The organism is Pseudomonas sp. IB20 (assembly GCF_009707325.1).
In the GTDB taxonomy this organism is placed as follows: Bacteria; Pseudomonadota; Gammaproteobacteria; order Pseudomonadales; family Pseudomonadaceae; genus Aquipseudomonas.
Window position 1 is genome coordinate 1,488,267 of record NZ_CP046103.1, and the last position, 19,161, is coordinate 1,507,427.

At 60.0% G+C, this 19,161-nt stretch carries 20 protein-coding genes; 13 read left to right on the top strand and 7 right to left on the bottom strand.

The window, feature by feature from the left end; all coding sequences use genetic code 11:
• Positions 1–10: 10 nt before the first annotated feature.
• Entirely contained in the window at positions 11–1,300 is a 1,290-nt protein-coding gene (locus tag GJU48_RS06835; RefSeq protein WP_094951000.1) for an OprD family porin, read from the bottom strand.
• A 235-nt stretch (positions 1,301–1,535) separates the two neighbouring features.
• Between GJU48_RS06835 and GJU48_RS06840 the strand changes: the two genes are divergently transcribed.
• Complete coding sequence (locus GJU48_RS06840; protein ID WP_083359659.1) at positions 1,536–2,207, top strand: response regulator; 672 nt, start codon at positions 1,536–1,538, stop codon at positions 2,205–2,207.
• Positions 2,200–3,585, top strand: coding sequence for a sensor histidine kinase (locus GJU48_RS06845; protein WP_094950999.1), 1,386 nt, complete (start codon positions 2,200–2,202; stop codon positions 3,583–3,585). The genes GJU48_RS06840 and GJU48_RS06845 overlap by 8 nt, the downstream gene beginning before the upstream one ends.
• Here the strand turns inward: GJU48_RS06845 and GJU48_RS06850 are convergent, their stop codons facing one another.
• Positions 3,586–4,407: an HDOD domain-containing protein gene (locus tag GJU48_RS06850; protein WP_094950998.1), complete on the bottom strand. Its 822-nt coding sequence runs from the start codon at positions 4,405–4,407 to the stop codon at positions 3,586–3,588.
• A gap of 36 nt (positions 4,408–4,443) precedes the next feature.
• Positions 4,444–5,385 carry a CAF17-like 4Fe-4S cluster assembly/insertion protein YgfZ gene (gene ygfZ / locus GJU48_RS06855; RefSeq protein WP_094950997.1) on the bottom strand — a complete coding sequence of 314 codons (942 nt, stop codon included), beginning with the start codon at positions 5,383–5,385 and terminating at the stop codon, positions 4,444–4,446.
• 140 nt (positions 5,386–5,525) lie between these two features.
• On the opposite strand from ygfZ, the gene GJU48_RS06860 reads away from it, so the two are divergent.
• Positions 5,526–5,780: an FAD assembly factor SdhE gene (locus tag GJU48_RS06860; protein WP_094950996.1), complete on the top strand. Its 255-nt coding sequence runs from the start codon at positions 5,526–5,528 to the stop codon at positions 5,778–5,780.
• Positions 5,764–6,210, top strand: coding sequence for a protein YgfX (locus GJU48_RS06865; protein ID WP_094950995.1), 447 nt, complete (start codon positions 5,764–5,766; stop codon positions 6,208–6,210). The genes GJU48_RS06860 and GJU48_RS06865 overlap by 17 nt, the downstream gene beginning before the upstream one ends.
• On the opposite strand, the gene nadB is transcribed toward GJU48_RS06865, so the two are convergent.
• A complete protein-coding gene (gene nadB, locus GJU48_RS06870; protein ID WP_155295949.1) occupies positions 6,179–7,786 on the bottom strand; it encodes an L-aspartate oxidase in 1,608 nt (535 codons plus the stop codon). The two genes, GJU48_RS06865 and nadB, sit on opposite strands and share 32 nt — an antisense overlap.
• Before the next feature lie 462 nt (positions 7,787–8,248).
• Between nadB and rpoE the strand changes: the two genes are divergently transcribed.
• From rpoE to GJU48_RS06890, 4 genes are all read left to right on the top strand, one after another.
• Entirely contained in the window at positions 8,249–8,830 is a 582-nt protein-coding gene (gene rpoE / locus GJU48_RS06875) for an RNA polymerase sigma factor RpoE (RefSeq protein WP_003172477.1), read from the top strand.
• A 32-nt stretch (positions 8,831–8,862) separates the two neighbouring features.
• Positions 8,863–9,450 (top strand): sigma-E factor negative regulatory protein, encoded by a 588-nt coding sequence (locus tag GJU48_RS06880; RefSeq protein ID WP_034096393.1) that lies wholly within the window; start codon positions 8,863–8,865, stop codon positions 9,448–9,450.
• Between the two features lie 16 nt (positions 9,451–9,466).
• Positions 9,467–10,426, top strand: a complete 960-nt coding sequence (locus tag GJU48_RS06885; protein ID WP_094952665.1) for a MucB/RseB C-terminal domain-containing protein — start codon at positions 9,467–9,469, stop codon at positions 10,424–10,426.
• Between the two features lie 234 nt (positions 10,427–10,660).
• The gene (locus GJU48_RS06890) at positions 10,661–12,097 is read left to right on the top strand and encodes a DegQ family serine endoprotease (protein WP_094952666.1); all 1,437 of its coding nucleotides are present in this window, start codon (positions 10,661–10,663) and stop codon (positions 12,095–12,097) included.
• Positions 12,098–12,153: 56 nt separating this feature from the next.
• Here the strand turns inward: GJU48_RS06890 and GJU48_RS06895 are convergent, their stop codons facing one another.
• Positions 12,154–13,587 (bottom strand): M48 family metalloprotease, encoded by a 1,434-nt coding sequence (locus GJU48_RS06895; RefSeq protein ID WP_094952667.1) that lies wholly within the window; start codon positions 13,585–13,587, stop codon positions 12,154–12,156.
• 95 nt (positions 13,588–13,682) lie between these two features.
• Here GJU48_RS06895 and GJU48_RS06900 point away from each other — a divergent pair, with 95 nt between their 5' ends.
• Both GJU48_RS06900 and GJU48_RS06905 read left to right on the top strand, forming a co-directional pair.
• Positions 13,683–13,922: a sulfurtransferase TusA family protein gene (locus GJU48_RS06900; protein ID WP_010212198.1), complete on the top strand. Its 240-nt coding sequence runs from the start codon at positions 13,683–13,685 to the stop codon at positions 13,920–13,922.
• 31 nt (positions 13,923–13,953) lie between these two features.
• Positions 13,954–15,024, top strand: a complete 1,071-nt coding sequence (locus tag GJU48_RS06905; RefSeq protein ID WP_094952668.1) for an AI-2E family transporter — start codon at positions 13,954–13,956, stop codon at positions 15,022–15,024.
• 36 nt (positions 15,025–15,060) lie between these two features.
• On the opposite strand, the gene GJU48_RS06910 is transcribed toward GJU48_RS06905, so the two are convergent.
• Both GJU48_RS06910 and GJU48_RS06915 read right to left on the bottom strand, forming a co-directional pair.
• Complete coding sequence (locus GJU48_RS06910) at positions 15,061–15,534, bottom strand: peroxiredoxin (protein ID WP_094952669.1); 474 nt, start codon at positions 15,532–15,534, stop codon at positions 15,061–15,063.
• A 10-nt stretch (positions 15,535–15,544) separates the two neighbouring features.
• Complete coding sequence (locus GJU48_RS06915; protein ID WP_003172487.1) at positions 15,545–16,105, bottom strand: glycine cleavage system protein R; 561 nt, start codon at positions 16,103–16,105, stop codon at positions 15,545–15,547.
• A gap of 273 nt (positions 16,106–16,378) precedes the next feature.
• Here GJU48_RS06915 and dapA point away from each other — a divergent pair, with 273 nt between their 5' ends.
• From dapA to GJU48_RS06930, 3 genes are read left to right on the top strand one after another with little or no spacing between them, the layout of a single operon-like run.
• On the top strand, positions 16,379–17,257 hold the full coding sequence (gene dapA / locus GJU48_RS06920) for a 4-hydroxy-tetrahydrodipicolinate synthase (protein ID WP_094952670.1): 879 nt from the start codon (positions 16,379–16,381) through the stop codon (positions 17,255–17,257).
• Positions 17,258–17,274: 17 nt separating this feature from the next.
• Positions 17,275–18,390: an outer membrane protein assembly factor BamC gene (gene bamC, locus GJU48_RS06925; protein ID WP_094952671.1), complete on the top strand. Its 1,116-nt coding sequence runs from the start codon at positions 17,275–17,277 to the stop codon at positions 18,388–18,390.
• Positions 18,391–18,394: 4 nt separating this feature from the next.
• Positions 18,395–19,153, top strand: coding sequence for an MBL fold metallo-hydrolase (locus GJU48_RS06930; RefSeq protein ID WP_094952672.1), 759 nt, complete (start codon positions 18,395–18,397; stop codon positions 19,151–19,153).
• Positions 19,154–19,161 lie beyond the last annotated feature (8 nt).

The following is a 19,161-nucleotide window of genomic DNA, read 5'->3' on the forward strand; positions in this document are numbered from 1 at the left end:
CCGGCACTTATTACCAGAGCGCGAGGCTGTAACTGACCAGCACACGCACTTCATCCGCGTTACGTGCCGAATAGTTGGAGCGGTACGTGGCATTACGCAGGCGCAGGGCTACGTCTTTGAACGTGCCACTTTGCACGACGTAGCGGATCTCGCTGTTGCGTTCCCACTCCTTGCCGGTCTCGCCGTTCCTGAGCTTGATGTTGTCACCCGACAGGTAACGGCTCATGAAACTCAGGCCGGGAATCCCCAGTTTGGCGAAGTCGTAGTCGTAGCGTGCCTGCCAGGAGCGTTCTTCGGCGCCGGCGAAGTCGTTGATCTGTACGAAGTTGACCAGGTACGGGTCAGCGCCATCCACATAGGGAAAGGCGCTGTCGCCGGACATGTGCTGGTAGCCGGCGCTGAGCTTATGGCCATTGAGGGCATAGCTGAACAGGCCGTTGAGGGATTTGTTGTCGATAGGGCCGCCGTGGGCTGCACCGGTGTCATCACTGATGGCCAGGCGCAGGTCGGCGCCGAAGGTGCCGGGGCCCATTGGGCGCGAGGCCACCAGGCCCAGGAAGTGCTGGCGGTAGACATCGTCGAGCTGGGCGAAGTGGTAGCTGCCGGTGATCTTGTCGGCGAACTTGTAGTCCACGCCACCGAAGTTGAAGTGCTTGCCGGTAGCGCCGCTGACGAAACGGCTGTTCTTGTTGTTGAGGGCGATGTCTTCGTAGTCGGTAGAGTCGCGGTCCTTGGCTTTATCCAGGCGGCCACCGGTGAACACGAGGTTCTTGAATTCTTTGGACGTCAGCAGCCCGCCGTTGAAGGTTTGCGGCAGGATGCGGCCGTCGTTGGGCTTGAGGATCGGCAATTCGGGGATCAGCGCACCGATCTTTAGCTCGGTGGCGGAGATTTTCACTTTGCCGGTCAGGCCGAGTTTGGAGTATTCATCCACGGCCCGACCGTTGTCGGTGGGCAACAGGCCGCTGCCGGTGCGGTCGGGGCTGGAGTCGAGCTTGACCCCGAGCATGCCCAATGCATCCACGCCAAAGCCGACGGTGCCGTCGGTGTAGCCCGATTGCAGGTTGAGCATAAAGCCCTGGGCCCATTCGTCGCGCTTGGACTGCTGCGCGCTGGTGCCGTCGCGAAAGTCGCGGTTGAAGTACATGTTGCGGGTTTCCAGGGTCGCGCTACTGTCTTCGAAGAAGGCAGCCTGGCTCAGCGGCGAAAAGCCGGCAAGGGCAGTGGCACTGGCAAGGGCGGTCTGGGTAAGGCGAGAAAAACGAACAGGCGGGCAAGCCTGGGGCTGTGTCGACAGCATCGTTGTGTACTCCGTTATTGTTCTTATTTTGGCGAAAACGCGTCTAGGCGTTTTTCTGGCGCTACGGATCAGGTAGCTCGGCGGGAATTACCCACCGTATCTGGATGCTAAAGGGCGAACCTTTCACTAACCTTTCAGTTGCATTTCAGTGTTTTCGGGCTTCACAGGGCAGGTGGCGCCTGTAAACTGCCCGCCAAAGCGTGGCGTCGACCATGCCCGAATGAGGTGAAAATCCATGCGTGTTCTCCTGGTTGAAGACCATTTGCAACTCGCCGAAAGTGTTGCCCAGGCGCTCAAGAGCACGGGTTTGACCGTCGACGTGCTGCACGATGGGGTGGCCGCGGACCTGGCCTTGAACAGTGAGGAATACGCGGTGGTCATCCTCGATGTGGGGCTGCCGCGCATGGACGGTTTCGAGGTATTGGCGCGTCTGCGGGCGCGTGGGAAAAATCTGCCTGTGTTAATGCTGACGGCGCGCAGTGATGTGAAGGACCGCGTGCATGGCCTGAACCTGGGCGCCGATGACTACCTGGCCAAGCCGTTTGAACTGACCGAGTTGGAGGCGCGGGTCAAGGCGCTGTTGCGCCGCAGTGTATTGGGTGGTGAGCGCCAGCAGGCGTGCGGCGTGCTGGTGTATGACTTGGATACCCGGCGTTTCACGGTGGGCGGCGAACTGTTGACCTTGACCTCCCGCGAGCAAGCGGTGCTTGAAGCGCTGATTGCCCGTCCAGGCCGCGTGATGAGCAAGGAGCAATTGGCCTCCCAGGTATTTGGCCTGGATGAAGAGGCCAGCCCCGACGCCATCGAAATCTATGTGCACCGTTTACGCAAGAAACTCGACGGCCAGCCCATCGCTATCGTGACCTTCCGCGGCCTCGGTTACCTGCTGGAAGCCCGCGATGCATAAGCCCAGCAGCTTGCGCTGGCGCCTGCTGTGGAACCTGGCACTGTTGCTGGTGGTGTTGATGCTTGCCAGCGGCATGAGTGCTTACTGGAATGGTCGCGAAGCCGCCGACACTGCCTATGACCGCACCTTACTGGCCTCGGCGCGCACTATCGCTGCCGGGTTGACCCAAGTGGATGGCACCCTGAGTGCGAATGTGCCGTATGTGGCACTGGACACTTTTGCCTACGACAGCGCAGGCCGTATCTATTATCAGGTCAACGATATTGATCAGAAGCTGATCTCCGGCTACGAAAACTTACCCGGTCCGCCTCCCGGCACGCCGCGTACTGACGATTACCCCGCGTTGGCGCGGTTTTATAACGCCACGTTTCAAGGCCAGCCTGTCCGTGTGGTCAGCCTGCTCAAGGCTGTCTCCGAACCGAACATGAATGGCATGGCAGAGATTCGCGTCGCGGAAACCGATGAAGCGCGCGAGAGCATGGCCCGCAGCCTGATGGCCGACACCTTGCTGCGCCTTGGGATGTTGGCGGTCGGCGCGTTGATGCTGGTGTGGTTTGCCGTGAGCGCGGCGTTGCGCCCGCTCGAGCGCCTGCGCACGGCGGTGGAAGAGCGCCAGCCCGACGACTTGCGGCCGTTGCCGCTGGTGGAAGTGCAGGATGAGTTCGGCCCGCTGGTGCGCTCCCTCAATCACTTCACCGAGCGCCTGCGCGGCCAGTTCGAACGTCAGGCGCAGTTTATCGCCGACGCCGCCCACGAACTGCGCACCCCGCTGGCCGCGCTCAAGGCTCGCTTGGAGCTGGGCCTGCGCAGCGACGCCCCGCAGACGTGGCGCAGCACCCTGGAAACCGCCGCCCAAGGCACCGACCGCCTGACCCACCTGGCCAACCAATTACTGTCGTTGGCGCGCATTGAAAACGGCGCGCGGGCGATTGCCGAAGGCGGTGCGCAATTGCTCGACCTCAGCCAGTTGGCGCGCGAGTTGGGCATGGCCATGGCGCCGCTGGCCCACGCTCGCGGTGTCGCCCTGGCGTTGGAGGCAGACGAGCCGGTGTGGCTGCGCGGCGAGCCGACTTTATTGAATGAGTTGTTGAGTAACTTGGTCGATAACGCGCTGGCCCACACGCCACCGGGCGGCAATGTGATCCTGCGGGTTACGGCGCCCGCGATCCTGGAAGTGGAAGATGATGGCCCGGGCATCCCGCTGGATGAGCGGGACCGGGTATTTGAGCGTTTCTATCGCCGCAGCCAGCAGGGCATGGGCTCGGGGTTGGGGTTGGCGATTGTCGGTGAGATCTGCCGCGCGCACTTGGCGCAGATCAGTCTGCATGATGGTGAGTCGGCGGGGCTGAAGGTGCGCGTGAGTTTTATCGCGGGTTGATCAGTAGAACATCGAGCGCGCTTCATCCAACTCGGCGCGCAGGGCATCGCTGTAAGGGTCGATACGCAGTTTCTTGATTGCCGGCAGGTCTGAAACCGCCACGTTCGCCAGCGGATGATCGGTGTCTCGGTGGCAGTACAGCACGGCAACTTGCACCAGGTCGATGTAGTCCAGGCTCGCGGAGTCCCGCTCCAGGTCCAGGTATTGCCCCGGCAGCTTCGCCAGCATCTCCGGGAAATCCCAGCCACCCAGCAGCTTGTCGCCCAGCAATGGATGAATGCTCTCGATCACATGGTTGAGGCTGACCGGGTCGGAGAGCAGTTCGTAATGGTCTTCGGCATAAGTGAGGATCGGTAGCACGCCTATCTGATGCACCAACCCGCCGAGGGCCGCTTGGTCCGGCTTGAGATGGCTGTGGCTGCGGCACAAGGCATAACTCACGCCCGCCACTTCCAGGCTGCGGCGCCACACTTCGCGCATTTTCAGTTCGACGACTTCGGAGCGCGCGTGGAAGATTTGTTCCATCACCAGCCCGATGGCCAAGTTACTACTGTAATTGGTGCCCAGCCGGGTGATGGCGGTGTGCAGGTCGGTGACTTCCTGGGTCGCGCGCAGCAGCGGGCTGTTGACCACTTTGATCAGGCGCGCCGACAGGGCGGTATCGCGACTGATCACTTTACTCAGGTGGCCGATGCTGATCTCCGGGTCTTCGGCGGCCTGACGTATCTTCAGGGCCACTTCCGGTAATGTCGGCAGAACCAGGTCATCGTTGTCGATGGCCGTCACTAAAGCCTGTTGGACTTTTTCCGCCAGCTTGTTCATTCATGCTCTCTAGGGTGTTGCAAAAAGGTATGGCGATTAACGCTGGATCTCTTGATCGCGATCCAGTTGGTAAGGCAGATCGAGCAGTTGCAAGCCGGGGCCTTCCAGGGTGCCTAAGTGCACATCGCCACTGTCAGCAGCTTCGGCTTGCAACACGGCCAGAAGTTCAACGGATTGGTCAGCTTTTGCTGCTATCACCACTTCACCGATGGCGCTGTTGTGGCTGGGCGCGAACAGCGGGGTGCCTGGCTCGGGCAATTCCGCGCCGTCGAGGCGCAGGCGATACAGGCGACGCTTGAGCTTGCCCAGGTACTGCATGCGCGCGACGATTTCCTGGCCGGTGTAGCAGCCTTTCTTGAAGCTGACGCCGCCGACGGCCTGCAGGTTGAGCATCTGTGGGATGAACAGTTCGCGGGTCTGGGGCATGACCTGGCCGATGCCGGCGCGGATCTGGCCGAGCAGCCAGTCATTCAAGTCAGCTTGTTGCAGCTGTGCAGCCAATTGGTTGCGCAATGCTTCGGTTTGTTCGGCGGGCACCCAGAGTTCGGCACGCCCGGGGGAGACGCGGAGGGCGATCAACGCTTCGGTGCGCGCTACGCTGTCGGTCTCGGCAGGCAGTTCAAGGCCGAGGGCGGCCAGGGTTTGATCTGCATTCGCCAGGCCGAAACGCGCCCAGGCGGTGCTTTCGTCGGTGAGTTTGGACTTGGAGAACACCGCGTATTTTTTCAGGTCAGCCAGTTGCGGCTCGAGCAGTTCGGTGGCCATGGCCAGGAGCACGCCATCACCTTGCAGCAGGATGCGAAAACTCGACTGCATGCGCCCTTTTTGCGTGCAGCGCGCGCCGAGGCTGGCCTGGGTGTCACTCAGGTAATTGAGGTTGCAGGTCAGTTGCCCCTGCAGGAACTTGGCAGCGTCGGCGCCGCGGACGGCGAGAACGCCTTCGTGGGACAGGGGGCAGAAAAAAGCAGAGTCGGCCATGGGTCATCGCAGGTCAAAAAGTCATGGGTGCATCATAGAGGGGCGCCCGGCAAATGGATAGTTTCCGTAGGGGGCGACCAACGCCGACTGGTCCGCTGCCGTCGGGGCTGTATACTTGCGCACTATTTGAGGAGCGCTCCATGGTCGAAGAAGTAGAAATCAATCGCCTCTACTGGCACAGCCGTCGTGGCATGCTCGAGTTGGATGTGTTGTTGGTGCCTTTCACCCGAGAGGTGTACAAGACGCTCAATGAGGTGGATCGCAAACTCTACGAGCGGCTGCTGACTTGCGAAGACCAGGACATGTTCGGCTGGTTCATGGAACGCGCCGAATCTGAGGATCCGGAGCTGCAGCGCATGGTTCGCAAGATTCTGGACCGTGTCCAGCCTAAGTAATCGCTTCGAATGCCGCTGGCAGGCCTCTCGGCTGCTGCTGGCGGCGTATCTGCTTGCCCAGCTGTTCGCACTGGGTGCCTTGCTAGTTATCGCGTTGCCTTTTGCAAGCCTTGGCCTGCTGTTGTGCCTGGCTCATGCCGCCTGGGTGTTACCTCGGCATATTCTGTTGACACACCGTTCGTCGATTCGCGGCCTGCGCCGCGACGAAGACGGCTGGCAGTTATTCAGCAATGAGCGCGGTTGGCACAGTGTGCAGCTGCGTCCAGACAGCCTGGCATTACCGTTGATCGTGGTCCTGCGCTACCGGGTGCCGGGCGCGTGGTGGGTGCGTTCGATTTGCGTGCCGAGGGATTCGCAGGCTGGCGATGTGCATCGGCGCCTGCGGGTGCGTTTGAAGTTCAGCCGCCGTAGGTGGTTGGCACCAGGATAGTGTCGCGGGCCTCGGGCAGCATCTGCGGGTAGTCGAGGGTGTAATGCAGGCCTCGACTTTCTTTGCGCTCCATGGCTGACATCATCAGTTCGCACTGGCAGGTTCTCAGTTCAATCAAGTCTCTGCTTACTCGGTAGTTGCTGTAGAACTCGTCGATCTCGTCCAGCAGCAACCGCACGCGGTGTTGAGCGCGTTGCAGGCGCTTGTTGGTGCGCACAATTCCCACGTAGTCCCACATGAAGCGGCGCAGCTCGTCCCAGTTGTGGGCGATGATCACGTCTTCGTCCGAATCGGTAACTTGGCTGGCGTCCCAGCGGGGCAGGGCGGCGGGTACCGGGATGCGTGGCAGTTGCTCGAGGATGTCGGCGGCGGCTGAACGGGCGTAGACGAAGCACTCGAGCAGCGAGTTGCTGGCCATGCGGTTAGCGCCGTGCAGGCCGGTGAAGCTGGTTTCGCCGATCGCGTACAGGCCGTGCACGTCGGTGCGGCCGTGTTGGTCGACCATCACGCCACCGCAGGTGTAGTGCGCGGCCGGCACCACCGGGATCGGGCCTTTGGTGATGTCGATGTTGAACGCCAGGCAGCGCTCGTAGACGGTGGGGAAGTGGGTCTTGATGAAGGCTTCGGGTTTGTGGCTGATGTCCAAGTAGACGCAATCAATGCCCAGGCGCTTCATTTCGTGGTCGATGGCGCGGGCGACGATATCCCGTGGCGCCAGTTCGGCGCGTGGGTCGAAGCGTTGCATGAAGCGCTCGCCATTCGGCAGTTTCAGGTGTGCGCCTTCACCACGCAGGGCTTCGGTGATCAGGAAACTCTTGGCCTGCGGGTGATACAGGCAGGTGGGGTGGAACTGGTTGAATTCCAGGTTGGCCACCCGGCAGCCCGAACGCCAGGCCATCGCGATGCCATCACCACAGGCACCGTCGGGGTTGCTGGTGTAGAGGTAGACCTTGGCTGCGCCGCCCGAAGCGAGAATGGTGAAGCGCGCGCCGTAGGTGTCGACTTCGCCGCTGGCGCGGTTGAGCACGTAGGCGCCGAGGCAGCGTTCGCCGTCCAGGCCCAGGCGTTTTTCGGTGATCAGGTCGACGGCTACCCGTTGTTCGAGCAACTCGATGTTGGGGCGTTGGCGGGCCTGGTCGAGCAGAGTCTTGAAGATCGCGGCGCCGGTGGCGTCGGCGGCGTGGATGATGCGGCGATGGCTGTGGCCGCCTTCACGGGTCAGGTGGAATTCGAATCCACCGTCGTCACTGCCCGCGTGTTCGTCGCGGGTGAACGGCACGCCTTGGTCGATCAGCCATTGGATGGCTTCGCGGCTATGCTCAACGGTGAAGCGCACGGCGTCTTCATTGCACAGGCCGCCGCCGGCGTTGAGGGTGTCTTCGACGTGGGATTGCACCGTGTCGGTGTCATGGAGTACCGCTGCGACGCCGCCTTGTGCCCAGAATGTCGAGCCGTTGGCGAGGTCACCTTTGCTCAGCACTGCAATGCGCAGGTGGTTGGGGAGAGTCAGTGCGAGGCTCAAGCCGGCCGCGCCACTACCGATCACCAGGACATCGTGTTGAAACTGTTGGCTCATTTGAAGGATTCCGCAAAAAGCGATCCAAAGGGGTGGCGCAAACAGGACGCCTGGATCGGCGAATCAAAGGGTCACACGGGCCACTAGTATATAGAGGGGGGGAGCGGCACAATAGCCGGGCATTCGTGGCAATGTGAGATTACGGCGCACGGCGAGGTAAAATCGTCGGGTTATTGAAGCGGGAACTTTTTGCATAAGCCCCGACTCAATAGCAGGTTGCCCGAAAGCTGGGAAAACGTTGAGTTTATTGGCCCGTCGGGAGCATTGGACGCGTCAGAAAACCGGCGACAAGATTATTCGCGCAGCCGGCGTTGCCCGTGCTGCGTTTTTCGTGTGTGCCAAATCAGTGCGCGCCGGAAACTTGCTTTGAGGGGGAGAACTTTTGCGAAAAGTCCGAGTCTATGTTTGCAAGCCTGATCGTTTAGTTATGCAAGCCTCCTTCAAGTACAACGAGGAGTGTTCATGCTAACCCAGGAAGAGGATCAGCAGCTGGTCGAGCGCGTTCAACGCGGCGACAAGCGAGCATTTGATCTGCTAGTGCTGAAATACCAGCACAAAATTCTCGGGTTGATCGTGCGGTTTGTGCACGACACCCATGAAGCGCAGGACGTTGCACAGGAAGCCTTTATCAAGGCGTACCGTGCACTTGGTAACTTTCGCGGTGATAGTGCGTTTTACACGTGGCTATATCGCATCGCCATCAACACGGCGAAGAACTATCTGGTGTCTCGCGGCCGCCGCCCACCGGATAGCGATGTAAGTTCAGAAGATGCAGAATTTTATGATGGTGATCACGGCCTCAAAGATCTCGAGTCGCCGGAGCGTGCTTTGCTGCGCGACGAGATCGAAGGCACCGTTCATCGCACAATTCAGCAACTTCCAGAAGATTTACGTACGGCGTTAACTTTACGTGAATTCGATGGTCTGAGTTACGAAGACATTGCGAGCGTCATGCAGTGTCCGGTGGGGACTGTAAGGTCACGGATTTTCCGGGCCCGGGAAGCCATCGATAAAGCCTTGCAACCGTTGTTGCAGGAAAACTAAAGACAGCGGCGACAGCCAAGAGAGGAACCGCCATGAGTCGTGATGCCCTGCAGGAATCGCTGTCCGCAGTGATGGATAACGAAGCGGATGAACTGGAACTTCGTCGAGTGCTTAACGCATTTGATGATGCCGAAACCCGTGATACCTGGTCTCGTTACCAAGTCGCTCGGGCGGTGATGCACAAGGATCTTTTAATCCCTCGTCTGGATATTGCTGCGGCCGTTTCTGCTGCGCTGGCTGATGAAGCCGTTCCGGCAAAAGCTGCTCGTGGTCCATGGCGTAGCCTGGGTCGTCTGGCAGTCGCTGCTTCGGTAACCGTTGCTGTGCTGGCCGGTGTTCGCCTGTACAATCAGGACGAAATCGCGGGTGCCGAGCTGGCCCAACAGACTCAGCAACCGGTAATGGCCGGTCCGCAAGTTAAAGGCCCAGCCGTACTGGCCGGCTACAAGGAAAGCTCCGATGCCACCGGCCCTATGGCTAACGGTGTACTTCAAGGGCAATCCGGCTGGCAGGATCAGCGTCTTCCAGGTTACCTGCGCCAACACGCACAGGAATCGGCCTTGAAAGGGACTGAAAGCGCTCTGCCATACGCTCGTGCAGCAAGTCTGGAAAACCGCTAAACCGCTAAGGGGCTCTATGCGCGCCATACCGCTCCTTACGCTTTTGCTCAGTGGCTGGTTTGCACTCCCCGCCCATGCCGATGAAGCCCAAGACTGGCTTACTCGACTTGGGCGTGCAGAGCAGCAGCAAAGCTTTCAAGGTACGTTTGTCTACGAACGTAATGGCAGTTTTTCTACCCATGACATCTGGCATCGTGTCCAGGATGGTCAGGTCCGAGAGCGGCTTTTGCAGCTCGATGGGTCGGCCCAGGAAGTCGTGCGCGTAGATGGCCGCACGCAATGTGTCAGTGGCACGTTGGTCGCAGGCCTTGGTAATTCCCCTGATGCGCCGTCGCGCGCACTTGACCCGCAAAAACTCACTCAATTCTATGAACTGGCCGTCATTGGCAAATCGCGCGTGGCCGGTCGTAATGCGGTGATTGTGGCGATCACGCCGCGTGACCAGTACAGGTATGGCTTTGAGTTGCACCTGGATCGTGAAACCGCGCTGCCGCTCAAATCCTTGTTGCTCAATGATCAGGGCCAGCTGTTGGAGCGTTTCCAGTTCACGCGACTGAACACTTCGCCGTCCCCCTCCGATCGTGACTTGCAGCCCACTAGCGAGTGCGCGCCTTTAGCCACCTCCAAGAACAAAGCGCCTGAAGTGCCCGCCACCCATGCGTGGCACCTGGATTGGTTGCCTCCTGGCTTCCAGCTCACTAGCAGCATTGCGCGTAGAGATACCCAGACCCAATCTACCGTCGACAGCCTGATGTATGACGACGGGCTTGCACGTTTTTCTGTGTTTCTCGAGTCAACCGACGGCGCGAGCGTAAGTGAAACGCGCACCCAGCTAGGCCCAACCGTTGCTGTATCCCGTCGCCTGAACACAGTCGATGGCGAAGTAGTGGTGACGGTCGTCGGCGAAATCCCCATCGGCACCGCCGAGCGCATTACGCTGTCGGTACGTGGCGAAAAGACAGCCACCAAGCCGTGAATTGTTAATCCTATGTTCATCCTGGTCTTTCAATCTGCGCCTAAGCTTGGTTGGGTGCTGAGAGTATGAAATCTCTGGATCAGTATTTTCACTTGCAAAAAATCCCCATATTTTTTATAGGTCAGGGCTTGCCGGCCCTGGCCTTGTTTTGTTCGCGGAACAAAGATGTCGGTCGCAGTTTTCGGCGTTTCTTGAACCCTGTCGCTCAACCCTGCTCGTCGTAACGGGAGCTGTATGTCGATACCACGTTTGAAGTCTTACCTATCCATAGTCGCCACGGTGCTGGTGCTGGGTCAGGCCCTGCCCGCGCAAGCGGCCGAGCTGCCTGACTTCACCCAACTGGTGGAGCAGGCCTCGCCTGCCGTGGTGAACATCAGTACCACGCAAAAACTGCCGGATCGCAAGGTCTCGAACCAGCAGATGCCGGACCTTGAGGGCTTGCCGCCCATGCTGCGCGAGTTCTTCGAGCGCGGCATGCCGCAACCGCGCTCCCCTCGGGGCGGTGGAGGTCAGCGTGAAGCGCAGTCCTTGGGCTCGGGCTTCATCATTTCTCCGGACGGCTACATCCTGACTAACAACCACGTGATTGCCGACGCTGACGAGATCCTCGTTCGTCTGGCTGATCGCAGTGAGCTTAAAGCCAAGCTGGTTGGCACCGATCCGCGTTCCGACGTGGCCTTGTTGAAAATCGAAGGCAAAGATCTGCCGGTGCTGAAACTGGGTAAATCCCAGGACCTGAAAGCCGGGCAATGGGTAGTGGCGATCGGTTCACCGTTCGGCTTCGACCATACCGTCACCCAGGGCATTGTCAGCGCCATCGGCCGTAGCCTGCCAAATGAAAACTACGTGCCGTTCATCCAGACTGACGTGCCGATCAACCCGGGTAACTCCGGTGGTCCGCTGTTCAACCTGGCGGGCGAAGTGGTCGGGATCAACTCGCAGATCTATACCCGTTCCGGTGGCTTCATGGGCGTGTCCTTCGCCATCCCGATCGACGTGGCCATGGATGTTTCCAACCAGCTCAAAAGCGGTGGCAAAGTCAGCCGTGGCTGGTTGGGCGTAGTGATCCAGGAAGTGAACAAAGATCTGGCTGAGTCCTTCGGTCTTGATAAGCCGGCCGGTGCCCTTGTCGCGCAGATCCAGGGTGACGGCCCGGCTGCCAAAGGTGGCCTGCAAGTAGGCGACGTGATCCTGAGCATGAATGGCCAGCCGATCATCATGTCGGCTGACCTGCCGCATTTGGTAGGTGCACTCAAGGCCGGTAGCAAAGCCAAGCTGGAAGTGATTCGTGAAGGCAAGCGCCAGACCGTTGAGCTGACCGTAGGCGCGATTCCGGAAGAGGGCGCCACCCTGGATGCCCTGGGCAACACCAAGCCGGGCGCCGAGCGCAGCAGCAATCGCCTGGGCATCGCCGTAGCCGAGCTGACGGATGAGCAAAAGAAAGCCTTCGACCTTAAAAGTGGCGTGGTGATCAAGGAAGTGCAGGACGGCCCTGCCTCCTTGATTGGCCTGCAGCCAGGTGATGTCATCACCCACCTGAACAATCAGGCCATCGACACCACCAAGCAGTTCACCGACATCGCCAAGGCGCTGCCGAAGAACCGTTCGGTATCGATGCGCGTGTTGCGTCAAGGGCGTGCAAGCTTCATCACCTTCAAGCTGGCCGAGTAATCCGCTAGAATAATAAAAAGCCCCGCGAAAGCGGGGCTTTTTTGTGGGCGGCGGGTTTAGCTCATCATCCCTTTTACCAGGCGTTCCTGTTCGATCAGCTCACGCTGGCGTGCGTCGATACGCGAGGACAGCGGGAAGTTGTTGCCGGCGCGGCGCTTGGCGAAGTCCAGTTGCTGAATGGCCTGCTGGAAGTCGCCTACCAATGCAAAGTACTCGGCGCGGGCTTGATGCAAGCCGATGATGTTGCCGGACAGTCCGCGTGTCTCGGCGACCTGGTACCAGACGTCCGGATCATCAGGACGGGACTTGAGCAACGCATCCAAGGCCTTCTCCGCATCGGCGGTACGGTTCTGCTTGAGCAGCAAGTCCACGCGTACCTGATTCAGCGGATAGTTGCCGGGGTATTGGGTCAGCATCCGGTCAGTGCGTTGCTGCGCATCTGGCAAACGGTTGTTGGTGATGTCCAACTCGATCTGCGCCAGGTTGTAAATGATGTCGTTGGGTGCCTTGGCCAGCAGCGGCGCCAGGGTTTCCCGTGCTTCCTTGAGCTGGGTGCCCTTGATCTGGGCGATGGCCAGGCCGTAGCGCGCCACATCGTTTTTCGGGTTCTCATCCAGTTGTGCCTGGAAGCGCTTGGCAGCCAGGCCCGGCGTATCTTCGTATTGCAACTGTACCCGCGCGCGAATCAGTTGATAACGCAGGCTGTCTTCCTTGCCGCCGGTTTTGGCTTGCTCGGCGCGGTTACGGGTGTCGGCGATCCGTGATTCGGTGACTGGGTGAGTCAGCAGGAATTCCGGCGGTTTGGCGTCAAAACGGTATTGGCGCATCAGCCGCTCGAACATGGTCGGCATGGAGCGGGGGTCGTAACCGGCTTTTTCCAGATTGAGGATGCCGATACGGTCAGCCTCCTGTTCGTTCTGGCGCGAGAACCGGCGTTGCTCCTGAATGGCCGCCGCTTGGCTGCCGGCAATCGCGGCAATACCGGCATCACCTGCACCCGCTGCCGCAGCGATAATGCCGCCGAGCAAAGCGGCCATCATCGGGATCTGCATGCGTGACTGCGCTTCCACACCGCGGGCAAAGTGGCGCTGGGACAAGTGAGCCAATTCGTGGGCGAGTACCGAGGCATATTCGCCTTCGGTCTGGGCATTGAGGAACAGGCCGCCGTTGACCCCGACAATCCCGCCAGGGGCGGCAAAGGCGTTGAGTTGCGGGCTGTTGATCAGGATGAACTCCAGGCGCCGGTCATTGACCTGGCTGGTCTCCACCAGCTTGTAAACGCTGGTTTCGACGTAATCCTTGAGCTGAGGGTCATTGAGTTGCGAGACCTGGCCGCGCAGATAGGCCAGCCATGCGCGGCCCAACTGATATTCCTGTTGTGGCGAGACAATGGCAGAACTGGCGTCGCCAAGTGACGGCAGGTCGTCCGCGAAGCCTGGAGAGGCCAGCAGGCAAGCCAGCGTCAGCAGGGTGGGGCGCAAAAAAGTCATGCACAGAGCCTTTCGACAAAGAGGTTACTGTAGCCGGACACTGAGCTTCGGACCAGATATTCTAAGCACCCTAAACGCTTGCCCGGAGTAAAACCATGACCGACGCTGTAGCCTTTGATGCCGAACTCGATGCCAGCGGCCTCAATTGCCCGTTGCCGTTGCTCAAGGCCAAGCTGGAACTCAATCGATTGGCCAGCGGTGCAGTACTCAAGGTGATCGCCACGGACGCAGGCTCCCAGCGTGATTTCCGTACGTTTGCCAAGTTGGCCGGCCACACCTTGTTGCACGAAGAAGACGCCGCCGGCGTGTACCGCTATTGGTTGCGCAAGGCCTGAACCGTTTGCCCCCATCACCCGAGGTTGATTGATGTTCAAAGTGTTACGAGACTGGATTCAGCGCTACTTCTCCGATGAAGAGGCCGTGGTGCTGGCGGTCCTGCTGTTCCTGGCCTTTACCGCCGTGCTCACCTTAGGTGGCATGTTGGCACCGGTGCTGGCAGGGATGGTGTTGGCGTACCTGATGCAAGGCCTAGTCACCACCCTGGAGCGTTTGCGCTTGCCGGGCGGGGTGGCGGTGGGGCTGGTGTTTGCCTTGTTCATGGGGCTGTTGGTGGTGTTCATCGTGGTGCTGCTGCCGTTACTGTGGCATCAGTTGATCACCCTGTTCAACGAGCTGCCGGGCATGCTCGCCAAGTGGCAATCGCTGTTGCTGCTGTTGCCGGAACGCTACCCGCACTTGGTGTCGGATGAGCAGGTGCTGCAGGCCATCGAAGTGGCGCGCGGCGAGATCGGAAAATTCGGGCAATGGGCGCTGACCTTTTCCCTCTCCAGCTTGCCGCTGCTGGTCAACATCATGATCTACCTGGTGCTGGTGCCGATCCTGGTGTTCTTCTTCCTCAAGGACCGCGCAATGATTGGTCGCTGGGTCAGCGGGTATCTACCGCGTGAGCGCGCGTTGATCACTCGCGTGGCTGAGGAAATGAACCGGCAGATCGCCAATTACATCCGCGGCAAGGTCATCGAGATTGTTATCTGCGGGGGCGTTACCTACATCGCTTTTGTGGCGCTGGGGCTGAACTACGCGGCACTGCTGGCGTTGCTGGTGGGAGTGTCGGTGGTGGTGCCGTATGTCGGCGCGGTGGTGGTGACGGTGCCGGTGATGCTGATCGCATTGTTTCAATGGGGCTGGAGTGACCAGTTCATCTACCTGATGGCGGTGTACGGCATTATCCAGACCCTGGACGGTAACGTGCTGGTGCCGCTGCTGTTCTCGGAGGCCGTCAACCTGCACCCGGTAGCGATCATCTGTGCAGTGTTGTTGTTTGGTGGGTTGTGGGGGTTTTGGGGCGTGTTCTTCGCGATCCCGTTGGCGACGTTGTTCAAGGCCGTACTGGATGCATGGCCGCGGCAAGAACCGGTGGTTGCGCCTTTGTTGTAACGATTGGGGCGAACACCCAGTGTTCGCCCCAAAGATTCAAGCCTTGTTCAACGCCTGCGCCGCCGCCAAAACGGCATCCACATGCCCTGGTACTTTCACGCCGCGCCATTCCTGACGCAGCACGCCATCCTTGTCGATCAGGAAGGTGCTGCGATCCACGCCCAGGTACTCCTTGCCGTACAGCTTCTTCAACTTGATCACATCAAACAGCTGGCAAACTGCTTCGTCCTTGTCGCTGATCAGCTCGAAGGGGAATTCCTGCTTGCCCTTGAAGTTTTCGTGGGACTTCACGCTGTCGCGCGACACGCCAAACACCTCGGTGTTGGCGGCCTTGAAATCAGCATATTGGTCGCGAAAACCCTGGCTTTCGGTCGTGCAGCCCGGGGTGCTGTCCTTAGGGTAGAAGTAGATCACCACTTGCTTGCCCTTGAGGGCGGCGAGGCTGAACGTCTGGCCGCTGGTGGCCTGAGCTTCGAAGTCGGCCACGGGTTTGTCGATGGCTACCGGCATGAGTACTTCCTTACATTGGGTTCTGTGGGCGCCATGGCTCGATCAACGCGTCGAGGTTCAGGGCATCGGCGAAATCCAGGAACTGGTCACGCAGCCAGCTGATCTGCACGCCGGCCGGCAAGGTCACGGTGAACGTGGCGTTGAGCATGGTGCCGCCGGTTTGTGGCGCTTGATAGGTGTCGCAGGTCAGGTTCTCCAGCTCGACGTTGTGGTCGATAAAGAACTGGCACAGCTCGTTGACGATGTCCGAGCGGTAGGCCGAGCTGACATACGCCACATAAGGCAGGGCCTGTGGACGGTTCTCGAGTGCGGCACTGCGGACCACATTGACGGTGAAATCGTGCTTCTTGGCCAGGCCCGGCAGGCCGGTCTCCAGGCGCGCCAGGGCGTCCCAGGTACCGGAAATCTGCAGCACCAGCGCACTGCATTCGCCATGGCGTGTGAGGCGGGAGGTTACGACGGCGCAGCGGTTTTCATGGCTGGCGCGGCACAGGACGTTAGTCAGCTCCATGGGGTTGGCGCCAAGGGCACTGATAACAAGGAATTGTTCGCGAACTGTGGGGGTGGACATGCAGCCTTCCTAAAACGATGAGCGGTCGATACGGTGAGGGCTGTATCGATCAAAGGATGAAGGGTAGCGAAAACCGTCGCCAAGGGATAGGAGGTGGCGTTTTCATTGCGTGATCAGTCTGATTTCAGCGTGCTTCAAGCCATGCTTTGGCTCAATGATGGCATTGCCCGTCGTTTAGTTGCCCCAGAACGCATCCTCAGGCGGTACTTCGCTTGTACAAGCATCTTGGCGCCAGTACCATTACGGCTCTCTTTTTCCGGCAGGAGCGGTTGCATGATTGCGGGCAGTATGGTGGCACTGGTCACACCCATGGATGCACAAGGTCATCTCGACTGGGATAGCCTGGGCAAACTGGTGGACTTCCACCTGCAAGAGGGCACCAACGCCATTGTGGCGGTCGGCACCACGGGTGAATCGGCCACACTGGATGTGGAAGAACACATCCAGGTGATCGAATTCGTGGTCAAGCGCGTCGCGGGCCGTATCGCCGTGATCGCCGGTACGGGCGCCAACTCGACGCGTGAAGCGATCGAGCTGACCAAAAACGCCAAGAAAGCCGGCGCCGATGCCTGCTTGCTGGTGACCCCGTACTACAACAAGCCGACCCAGGAAGGCCTGTACCAGCACTTTCGCACCATTGCCGAAGCCGTTGATATCCCGCAGATCCTCTACAACGTTCCCGGCCGCACTGCCTGCGACATGAAGGCTGAGACCGTGATTCGCCTGTCCACGGTGCCGAACATCATCGGTATCAAGGAAGCCACCGGCGACCTGCAACGCGCCAAGGACATCCTGGCCGGCGTGAGCAGCGACTTCCTGCTGTATTCCGGTGACGACGCCACGGCTGTCGAGCTGATCCTGCTGGGTGGCAAAGGCAACATCTCGGTGACCGCCAACGTTGCACCGCGCGCCATGAGCGAACTGTGCGCCGCCGCTATCGCCGGTGACGCCGTGACCGCCCGCGCGATCCACGAGAAGCTGATGCCGCTCAACAAGACACTGTTTATTGAATCCAACCCTATTCCCGTGAAATGGGCACTGTTTGAGATGGGCTTGATGCCGGACGGTATCCGTCTGCCGCTCACCCGGCTCAGCGAAGCCTGTCACGAACCGCTGCGACAGGCCCTGCGCCAGTCCGGCGTCCTGGTTTAATTGAGGAAGCACTACGCATGAAGCGATTGGCCGGACTTTCCGCACTTGCCTTGATTATCTCCAGCACCAGTGGCTGCGGTTGGATTTGGGGCCCGGAAGGCTACTTCCGTGACCGCGGCAGCGATTACCTGGAAGCACAAGCAACCAAACCGATGCAGCTGCCGCCGGACGTCAATGTCGCCAAGCGCCTTGACCCGTTGCTGCCTATTCCGCGTAACGTGGCCGACGACACCACTAAAGGTGAGTACGTGGTGCCACGTCCACAGCCGATCTCGGCCGTGGCGGACGCCAGCGACTACAGCCTGCAAAAGAGCGGCGACAACCGCTGGATCATCGCTCAACGTCCACCCGCCGAAGTCTGGCCTGTGGCAGTGCAGTTCTTCCAGGACAACGGTTTCCGCCTGGACCAGCAACGCCCGCAGACCGGTGAGTTCACCACTGCCTGGCAGCGCAGCAGCGAACTGTCCGCCAACATGGCCCAGCGCCTGCAGGCCAGTGGCGTAGCGGCTGACAGCGAAGCCCGTGTGCGTGTGCGCATCGAGCCTGGCGTGCAGCGCAATACCAGTGAAGTCTACGTGGTCAGCGCCGAGCGTCCTGCCGGCAGCACCGCCAACGTCGACTTCACTCCGCGTTCGGTCAACATGGGCGTTGACGCCGCGCTGGTCGACGAGATGCTGGCCAGCATGAGCCGTATCTCCGAGAAGGGCGGTTCGGTTTCCCTGCTCGCCGCACGTGATTACGACACGCCTAACCGCGTCAGCCTCACCGAAGACGGCAGCGGCAACGTGGTGCTGAACCTGGGTGAAGACCTCGACCGTGCCTGGGCCAGTGTTGGTCGCGCGTTGGAGCAGGGCCCTTGGCGCGTTGAAGACATCAACCGCAGCCTGGGCCTGTACTACATCAACGTGGCTGAAAAGGCCGAGAAGAAAGACGACGAGCCAGGTTTCTTCGGCAAACTGTTCGGCAGCAAGCCGACCAAGGAAGAGATCGAAACCCGTGCCGAGCGTTACCAAGTTCGTTTGAGCAAGGTTGGCGAAAGCGTACAAGTCACCGTCGAGAAAAACATCAACACCGTTGCGCCAGCAGAAACGGCGCGCAAAGTGTTGGGCGTGATTCAGGACAACTTGGGCTGATCCGATGCGTTTTGCCGTTCTCGGCAGCGGTAGCCAAGGGAACGGCACGCTGGTCGCCCACGACGACACGTACGTGCTGGTGGATTGTGGTTTCTCGTTAAAAGAAACCGAGCGACGCCTGCTGCGCCTGGGGGTTCACCCTACGCAGCTGAGCGCGATTCTAGTGACCCACGAACATGCCGACCACGTGCATGGCGTGGGTTTGCTGTCTCGGCGCTACAATCTTCCGGTGTACCTGAGTCGTGGCACTCTGCGCGGGATGCGCAAACCCATAGAACCCGCAGGTTTCCTGGCCGGTGGCGAGCAGCTGCAGATTGGTGCGTTGAGCATCGATGTGATTGCCGTAGCGCACGACGCCCAGGAGCCGACGCAGTACGTATTCAGTGACGGTGAGCGGCGTTTCGGCGTGCTCACCGACCTGGGTTCCTACTGCTCCAAGGTGCTGGACGGTTACCGCAACCTCGATGCATTGATGATCGAGTCCAACCACTGCCGAGATCTGTTGGCTCGTGGTCATTACCCGTACTTTCTCAAGCAACGGGTGGGCGGCGAGCTGGGACATTTGAACAACCACCAGGCGGCGTACCTGGTGTATGAGTTGGGCTGGCAAGACCTGCAACACTTGGTCCTGGCCCACTTGAGCAGCAAGAACAACCTGCCGACGCTTGCCCGGCAATGTTTTGTCGACACCCTCGGGTGCGACCCGGACTGGCTGCAACTGGCCGATCAAGATTCAGGGCTCGACTGGCGACACATCGCCTAGCCCACCTC